This window comes from Streptomyces sp. AF1A (genome assembly GCF_047340315.1).
In the GTDB taxonomy this organism is placed as follows: domain Bacteria; phylum Actinomycetota; class Actinomycetes; order Streptomycetales; family Streptomycetaceae; genus Streptomyces.
In genome coordinates this window covers 26,970-34,933 of sequence record NZ_JBLEBI010000059.1, presented here as the reverse complement: position 1 = coordinate 34,933, position 7,964 = coordinate 26,970, and the positions used below count along the sequence as shown (strand labels likewise).

At 73.7% G+C, this 7,964-nt stretch carries 7 protein-coding genes; 6 read left to right on the top strand and 1 reads right to left on the bottom strand.

Features of this window, described 5'->3' with window-relative positions; genetic code table 11:
• The 4 genes from ACLU3S_RS18200 to ACLU3S_RS18185 all read left to right on the top strand — a co-directional run.
• The coding region (locus ACLU3S_RS18200) for an alpha-glucosidase C-terminal domain-containing protein (protein WP_413952936.1) at positions 1 to 280 on the top strand (280 nt) is incomplete at its 5' end.
• 30 nt (positions 281 to 310) lie between these two features.
• A complete protein-coding gene (locus ACLU3S_RS18195; RefSeq protein ID WP_413952935.1) occupies positions 311 to 1,675 on the top strand; it encodes a maltokinase N-terminal cap-like domain-containing protein in 1,365 nt (454 codons plus the stop codon).
• Between the two features lie 5 nt (positions 1,676 to 1,680).
• Positions 1,681 to 3,888 carry a 1,4-alpha-glucan branching enzyme gene (gene glgB, locus ACLU3S_RS18190; protein WP_413952934.1) on the top strand — a complete coding sequence of 736 codons (2,208 nt, stop codon included), beginning with the start codon at positions 1,681 to 1,683 and terminating at the stop codon, positions 3,886 to 3,888.
• An 89-nt stretch (positions 3,889 to 3,977) separates the two neighbouring features.
• The gene (locus ACLU3S_RS18185) at positions 3,978 to 5,066 is read left to right on the top strand and encodes a glutamate--cysteine ligase (protein ID WP_413952933.1); all 1,089 of its coding nucleotides are present in this window, start codon (positions 3,978 to 3,980) and stop codon (positions 5,064 to 5,066) included.
• A 17-nt stretch (positions 5,067 to 5,083) separates the two neighbouring features.
• Here the strand turns inward: ACLU3S_RS18185 and ACLU3S_RS18180 are convergent, their stop codons facing one another.
• Positions 5,084 to 5,299, bottom strand: a complete 216-nt coding sequence (locus ACLU3S_RS18180; protein WP_413952932.1) for a DUF6480 family protein — start codon at positions 5,297 to 5,299, stop codon at positions 5,084 to 5,086.
• Positions 5,300 to 5,458: 159 nt separating this feature from the next.
• On the opposite strand from ACLU3S_RS18180, the gene ACLU3S_RS18175 reads away from it, so the two are divergent.
• Both ACLU3S_RS18175 and ACLU3S_RS18170 read left to right on the top strand, forming a co-directional pair.
• Positions 5,459 to 7,357: an AMP-dependent synthetase/ligase gene (locus ACLU3S_RS18175; RefSeq protein WP_413952931.1), complete on the top strand. Its 1,899-nt coding sequence runs from the start codon at positions 5,459 to 5,461 to the stop codon at positions 7,355 to 7,357.
• A gap of 146 nt (positions 7,358 to 7,503) precedes the next feature.
• Positions 7,504 to 7,941: an ATP-binding protein gene (locus tag ACLU3S_RS18170; RefSeq protein WP_413952930.1), complete on the top strand. Its 438-nt coding sequence runs from the start codon at positions 7,504 to 7,506 to the stop codon at positions 7,939 to 7,941.
• The last annotated feature ends 23 nt before the right edge of the window (positions 7,942 to 7,964 follow it).

Here is a 7,964-nt window from a genome sequence, read left to right as displayed (position 1 = left end):
CGGCTCGTTCACGGAACTGCAGTCCTCCAACCCGGCCGTGCTCGCCTTCCTGCGCGAGTACGGCGACGACCTGGTGCTGTGCGTCAACAACTTCTCACGCTTCGCCCAGCCCACCGAACTCGACCTGCGGGCCTACGACGGACGGCACCCGGTCGAGCTGATCGGCGGGGTGCGCTTCCCCGCCATCGGTGAACTGCCCTACCTGCTCACCCTGCAGGGGCACGGCTTCTACTGGTTCCGGCTCACCCGAGTCGCATCCCGCATCGGTCGCCGCCGCTGAACCCCGGCGCCGAGGAAAGGACGCGTCACCATGCCGAAGACCATCACCGCCCGGCCGGGAACCGCGGCCGGCGTCGAGGCGCCCCTGGCCTCGCTCGCCGGGCTGTTGCGCGAGTGGCTGCCGAGCCAACGCTGGTTCGCGGGCAAGGACCGGCCCGTCACCGATCTGTCCGCGCTGTCCGCGACCGAGCTGTTCCCGGGCTGCCTGCACCTGCTGGTGCACGCCTCGCACGCCCCGGTGCCCACCCCCGGCGGCACTCCCCCGCCCGGCGACTGCTACCAGCTGTTCCTGGGCGTGCGCGAGCAGCTCGCGCCGCGGCTGGAGCGGGCGTTCCTCGGGCGCGCCCAGGAGGGCCCGCTGGCCGGGCTCGCCGTCTACGACGCGCTGCACGACCCGCGCTCGGCCCATCTGCTGCTGGAGCGGCTGCGCCGGCCCGGCACCGCCGGCCCCCTGCGCTTCGAGGCCGAGCCGCGGGCCCACCTGCCCGGGGGACTTCCGCCGCGCCTGCTGGACGCCGAGCAGTCCAACACCTCCCTCGTGTACGGCGACGCGTTCATCCTGAAGGTCTTCCGCCGCATCCAGCCGGGCGTGAACCCGGACCTGGAGGTGTCGGCCGCGCTGGCCGCGCAGGGCTGCACCCGGGTGCCCGCGCCGGTGGCCTGGTTCAGCACGCGCGCGCCGCGCCCGGCCACGCTCGGAGTGCTGCAGCCGTTCCTGCCGGACGCCACCGACGGCTGGACGCTCGCGCTGCGCGCACTCGCCGCCGGCGACGACTTCACCGCCGAGGCCCGCGAGCTGGGACGGGCCATGGCCGAGGTGCACCTGGCGCTGGCCGGGGCCTTCCCGTCGCCGGACCCGGGCGAGAACGGCCGGACGGCCGAGGCGATGTGCGCGCGGCTGGAGGCCGCCGCGCACGCCGTGCCGGGGCTGCGCCCCTTCGTGCCCGGGCTGCGGGCCGCGTTCGGGGCGCTCGCCACGTGCGACACCGGGCCGCCCGCCCAGCGCATCCACGGCGACCTGCACCTCGGACAGGTGCTGCGGGCCGGCCGCGACTGGTTCGTCATCGACTTCGAGGGCGAGCCGTCCCGGCCGCTCGCCGAGCGCCGGGCCGCGCAGTCCCCGGTGCGGGACGTGGCGGGCATGCTGCGCTCCTTCGACTACGCGGCCCGGCAGCGCCGCCCCTGGCGACCCGAGTGGGCGCGCCGCTGCCGGGAGGCGTTCTGCGCGGGCTACGCGGCCCGCGCCGGCTGGGATCCACGCAAGAAGCACGCGCTGCTGCGCGCGCACGAGACGGACAGGGCGGTGTACGAGGTGCTGTACGAGGCGAGACACCGGCCGGACTGGCTTCCGGTTCCGATGGCGGCGATCAAGCGACTCGCCGTGTGGGGAGGCTGACGGTCATGGCACTGCGTGACATCGCGCTCCCGGAGGCCGCGGGCCCTGTGCCGCCCGCGGCCCTCGCGCTGGACCCGTCCGACCGCGACCGCCTGCTCGGCGGCGCGCACCACGATCCGCACGCCCTGCTGGGCGCCCACCCGGCCCCGGGCGGCACCCTGTTCCGGGCGCTGCGCCCCAACGCCCGGGCGGTGAGCGTCCTGGCCGACGGCGCGCGCGGCGAGCTGGCCTCGGAGGGCGGCGGGCTGTTCGCCGCCGTCCTGCCCTACCCGGAGATCCCGTCGTACACCCTGCTGGTGACGTACGACGACGGCGAGCAGGAGGTGCACGACCCGTACCGCTTCCTGCCCGCGCTCGGCGAGCTGGACCTGCACCTGATCCGCGAGGGCCGGCACGAGCAGCTGTGGCGCGCGCTGGGCGCCGAGCCGATGACCCACCAGGGCGTGGCCGGCACCCGGTTCACCGTGTGGGCGCCCAACGCCCAGGGCGTGGGCCTCGCCGGGGACTTCACGTACTGGGACGGCACGCAGTACCCGATGCGCTCGCTCGGCGCCTCCGGGGTGTGGGAGCTGTTCCTGCCCGGGATCGGCGAGGGCGCGCGGTACAAGTTCCGGATCACCTCACGGTACGGGCACCGGTTCCTCAAGGCGGACCCGATGGCGCGGCGCACCGAGACGCCGCCGGACACGGCCTCGATCGTGACGGCCTCCCGCTACGAGTGGGGCGACGCGCAGTGGATGGCGCACCGGGGCGACACCCCGGTGCACGAGGCGCCGTTCTCGGTGTACGAGGTGCACCTTCCGTCGTGGAAGCCGGGACTGACCTACCGCCGGCTGGCCGAGGAACTCCCCGCTTACGTCAAGGAGATGGGCTTCACGCACGTGGAGCTGATGCCGGTGGCCGGGCATCCGTTCAGCGGCTCCTGGGGCTACCAGGTCACCTCCTACTACGCGCCCACGCCCCGGCTCGGTTCCCCGGACGACTTCCGGTACCTGGTGGACGCGCTGCACCGGGCCGGCATCGGCGTGATCATGGACTGGGTGCCCGCGCACTTCCCGAAGGACGACTGGGCACTCGCCCGGTTCGACGGGGACGCGCTGTACGAGCCCGGGAACGCGCAGCGCGCCGAGCACCCGGACTGGGGGACCCTGGAGTTCGACTACGGCCGCACCGAGGTGCGCAACTTCCTCGTCGCCAACGCCGTGTACTGGTGCGAGGAGTTCCACATCGACGGGCTGCGCGTGGACGCCGTCGCCTCCATGCTCTACCTCGACTACTCCCGGGACTCCGGCCAGTGGGAGCCGAACGTGTTCGGCGGGCGGGAGGACCTGGACGCGGTGGCCTTCCTGCAGGAGATGAACGCCACCGTGTACCGGCGCTGCCCCGGCGTGGTGACCATCGCCGAGGAGTCCACCGCGTGGGACGGTGTGACCCGGCCGACCGACAGCGGCGGGCTGGGGTTCGGGCTGAAGTGGAACATGGGCTGGATGCACGACTCGCTGCAGTACGTCCAGAAGGAACCGGTGCACCGCAAGTACCACCACCACGAGATGACCTTCTCGATGGTGTACGCCTACAGCGAGAACTACGTGCTGCCCATCTCCCACGACGAGGTCGTGCACGGCAAGCAGGCGCTGGTGTCGAAGATGCCCGGCGACTGGTGGCAGCGGCGCGCCAACCACCGCGCCTACCTCGGCTTCATGTGGGCCCACCCGGGCAAGCAACTGCTCTTCATGGGGCAGGAGTTCGCCCAGGGCGCCGAGTGGTCCGAGGCGCACGGCCCCGAGTGGTGGCTGCTCGGCGACGACTACCACTCCGCGGGCGACCACCGGGGCGTGCAGCGGCTCGTACGGGACCTGAACACGCTGTACCGGGGGACGCCGGCACTGTGGCAGCGCGACTCCGACCCGGGCGGCTTCCGCTGGGTGCTGTGCGACGCGGCCGACGACAACGTCTTCGCGTTCCTGCGGCTCGCCGCCGACGGCACACCGCTGCTGGCGGTGTCGCACTTCTCCCCCGTGGTCCGGCAGGACTACCGGCTGTGGGTGGCGGACGAGGTGCCCGCCTGGCAGGAGGCGCTCAACACCGACGACGTCCGCTACGGGGGCGGCGGGGTCGCCGTGGGCCGGCCGGGGGCCCTCGAGCCGGAGGACGGCTTCCTCCGGCTCACGCTGCCGCCGCTGGCCACGGTCTTCCTCACCCCCCTGTGCTGAAGCGCAGGTGTCGACGGCCTCGCCAGGGGCAGTCGGGGTCGTACAGACCCAGGACTGCCCTCGGCGGCAGGGAGGAGGGGCGGCACCGCGTGCGCACCGTGGGAGTGGAGGAGGAACTCCTTCTGGTCGATCCGGACAGCGGGGACCCGAAGGCGCTGGCGGCGGCCGTCCTCGCCCGGGCCGCCCAGGACGCCCCGGGGCAGGACGTGTTCGAGAAGGAGCTGTTCGGGCAGATGCTGGAGTTCGCCACGCATCCGCAGGCTCGGATGGCGGACCTCGGCGAGGAGATCGTGCGCTGCCGCAAGGAGGCGGCGCGGCTCGCGGGGCAGATCGGGTGCGCGGTCGCCGCGCTCGCGACCTCACCCCTGCCGGTGAGCCCGTCCCTCACGGTGAACGAGCGCTACCGGTGGCTGGCCGAGCGGTACGGGGTCGGCACCCGGGACCAGCTGGTCTGCGGCTGCCATGTGCATGTGTCGGTGGAGTCGGACGAGGAGGGCGTGGCGGTCCTGGACCGGCTGCGGCCGTGGCTTCCGGTGCTCGTCGCGGTCAGCGCGAACTCGCCGTTCTGGCAGGGTCGTGACACCGGCTACCGCAGCTATCGCACCCGGGTGTGGGGGCGCTGGCCGTCGGCCGGCCCGACCGAGCTGTTCCGGTCGCCGGAGCGCTACCACCGGCGGGTGGCGGACATGGTGGCCACCGGCGTGATCCTGGACGAGGCGATGGCCTACTTCGACGCGCGCGTCTCGGCCCGCTACCCGACGGTGGAGGTCCGGGTGGCGGACGTGTGCCTGGGCGCGGACAGCGCCCTGCTCGTCGCCACGCTGACCCGCGCCCTGGTGGAGACGGCCGCGCGGGAGTGGCGGGCCGGCCGGCCGCCGCTCGACCACAGCGTGAGCCTGCTGCGGCTGGCCGCCTGGCGGGCCGCCCGGTCGGGCCTGGACGGCGACCTGCTCGACCCCGCCACCCTGCGCCCGCGGCCCGCCGAGCAGGTGCTGCGCTCGCTGCTGGAGCACGCCGGGGACGCGCTGACCGACAGCGGTGACGCGGCCCGCGCCGAGCGGGGCGTCGAGGACCTGCTGCGGCGCGGCAACGGCGCGCGGGAGCAGCGCAGGCTGCTGGAGCGCACCGGCAGCCTGCGGGACGTCGTCACCGAGTGCGTGCGGCACACCCAGGGCTGAGCGGGCCGCTCAGCGGATCAGGGCCAGGCGTACGCCAGGAAGCAGGCGGCGACCGACACGACGAGGACGACGATGCGCGTCGTCGCTCCCGTGGCACAGCCTCTGCTCCGGACGTGCGGCTCCCGGCAACCGGTCTCCGGCATGCCGTTCGTGGCGGGCGGGGCCTCGCCGGACGGTTCCGAACCGCCGCGCTCCGGCCCGATGGTGCGTTCGGGTTCCGGATCCGGGTTCACCTGACTCGTGTCCGTCGAGTCCCCAGGACACGCCCACATCATCAGCCGATCACGACTTACCCGTTCCCGGCACCGGACGGGCTCACCTGGGCTACATTCGAGCACCGCCGACAACAGAGCCGATCGGCGGTGTGACCCTCCGTACACCAGGAGCAGCGCATGCGGGACGTCGCCCTCGCTCCATCCGCCCCCCCGCCGCTCACCGGCGGGCTCGCCGACAGCGTCTTCGACCTCGCCGACGCCGATCCGACCCTCCCGGTGCTCGCGCGCCGGGACGGGCCCGCCGCCACCCGGTGGCAGGAGGTGACGGCCGTCGAGTTGCGGGACGAAGTGGTCGACCTGGCCAAGGGGCTGATATCCGCCGGGATCTCGCCCGGCCACCGGGTGGCCCTGATGTCCCGCACCCGCTACGAGTGGACGGTGCTGGCCCACGCCCTGTGGACCGTGGGCGCCGAGGTCGTGCCCGTCCATCCGTCCTCCTCGCGGGACCAGGTGGAGTGGATCCTGCGGGACGCCGAATGCGTGGCCGTGGTCGTCGAGGACGAGCAGGGCGTCATGACGGTCGGCACGGTGTGTGCCCGGCTGCCCCGGCTGCGGCACGTGTGGCAGCTGGACGCCGGAGCGGTGGGCGACCTCGTGGCGCGCGGGGCGCAGGTGCCGTACACCACGGTGGAGTCGCTGCGCCGGATCGTGCTGCCGGACTCCACCGCGGCCGTCGTCTACACCTCGGGCACCTCCGGCCGCCCGATGGGCTGCGCACTGACTCACCGCGGCCTGGCCTACCCCTGTGACGTGCTGCTGGCCGGCTGGGCGCACACCGCGGCGCCGCCCGGCGAACAGCCGTCCGTGCTGGCCTTTCTGCCGTTCTCCCATGTCTACGGCATCATGATCATGCTGACGTGTGTGCGCGGCGGGGTCCTGATGGCGCACGAGCCGGAGCTGTCCGAGGCGGCGCTCGCGTCGGCGCTGACCACGTTCCGGCCGACGTATCTGTACGGCGTGCCGTCGCTGTTCGAGAAGCTGTACAAGAAGTTCCTGCAGGCGGCCCAACAGTCCGGCCGGGGCGCCCTGTTCGAGCGGGCCGCCCAGACCGCGCGCGAGTTCGCCGCGGCCGAGGAGCGGCGGCGGCTGGGCAGAGGCGCGGGGCCCGGCCTGGAGCTCAGGCTGCAACACGCCCTGTTCGAGCGGACGGTGTACCGCCGGCTGCGGGCCGCGCTCGGCGGCCGTGTGGTCCGGGGCAGCTCCGGCGGCTGCTCCCTCAACCGCGACCTGTCCCTGTTCTACGAGGGCATCGGCGTGTACATCCACGACGGCTACGGGCTCACCGAGACCTGCGGCGGGATCACGATGCAGCCGCTCGGCCGGGAGAAGTCCGGGACCGTGGGCCGGCCGCTGCCGGGCATCGAGGTCCGGGTGGCCGACGACGGGGAGATCCTGGTCCGCGGGCCGTCGGTCTTCCACGGCTACGTCGGCGACGAGGCCGCCAGTCGTTCCGCGCTGCGCGGCGGCTGGCTGGCCACCGGGGACATCGGGCGGCTGGACTCCGAGGGCTATCTGACGATCACCGGCCGCAAGAAGGACATCATCGTCACCAGCGGCGGCAAGAGCGTGGCCCCCGCCCCGCTGGAGGAGCGGCTGCGCATGCATCCGCTCGTCCACCAGGCGGTGGTGGTCGGCGACGACCGGCCCTGCGTGGGGGCCCTGATCACCCTGGACCCGGAGTTCCTCGCGCACTGGCGGGCCGTGCTGGCGCTGCAGGGTGACGCACCGGGCCGGGAGACCAGGGAGGACAACGCACTGCGCGAGGAGATCGCGCGGGCCGTGGCCTCCGCCAACAGCGCGGTGTCCCGCGCGGAGTCCATCCGGGTCTACCGTGTGCTGCAGGAACCGTTCGCGCCGGACAACGGGCTGCTCACGCCGTCCATGAAGCTGCGCCGGGACGCGATCGCCCGGCACTACGCCGCCGAGATCGACGCGATGTACCAGGCGCGGTCCCGGGCCGGGCGGGGGCCGCAGGAGCCGGCCGACTGGGACGAGCCGGACGACGTCTTCCGCTGAGGAGGTCCGGCCGGACGGATCGCCGCGGGCGGGCGGATATCCGGCGCGGCTGTGGGAACCCGCAGCGCAGCGACGGTTCAGCGACGACGACCGTCCCGGCAGGAGGGGCCGCAGACTCCTCGTCGGCCGGGACCGGGGAATGCGAGATGGTGACGGAGCCGCGTTGGGACGACACGCCCCCTCCGGAGGAGAGGTACGAGCGTACGTACTCCTTCCGGGGTGAGCTGCGCAACGTCACGGAGGCGCGGCTCGCCGCGGAGGAGTTCCTGTGCGCCCTGGCCGCCCGGGGGGCACCGCCCGGCGCTCACGAGTACTGGGACGACATCCTGCTGGTCGTGACCGAGCTGGCCGCCAATGTCATCCAGTACGCGCCCGGTCCGTTCGACCTGTGGATGCGGCGCACCTTCGACGGGGTGCACGTGGTGATGCGCGACACGAGCACGACCAGACCGGAGCCGCGGCCCTTCCATCCGCGCACGGGCGGCGGCGGCATCGGCTGGCACCTGGTGCACACGCTGTGCACCCAGGTGAGCGTCGTGGTGCACGACGGCGGCAAGGACATCCACGTGTTCCTGCCCTGGTGACGCCGGGGGGCACGGGGTCGCTC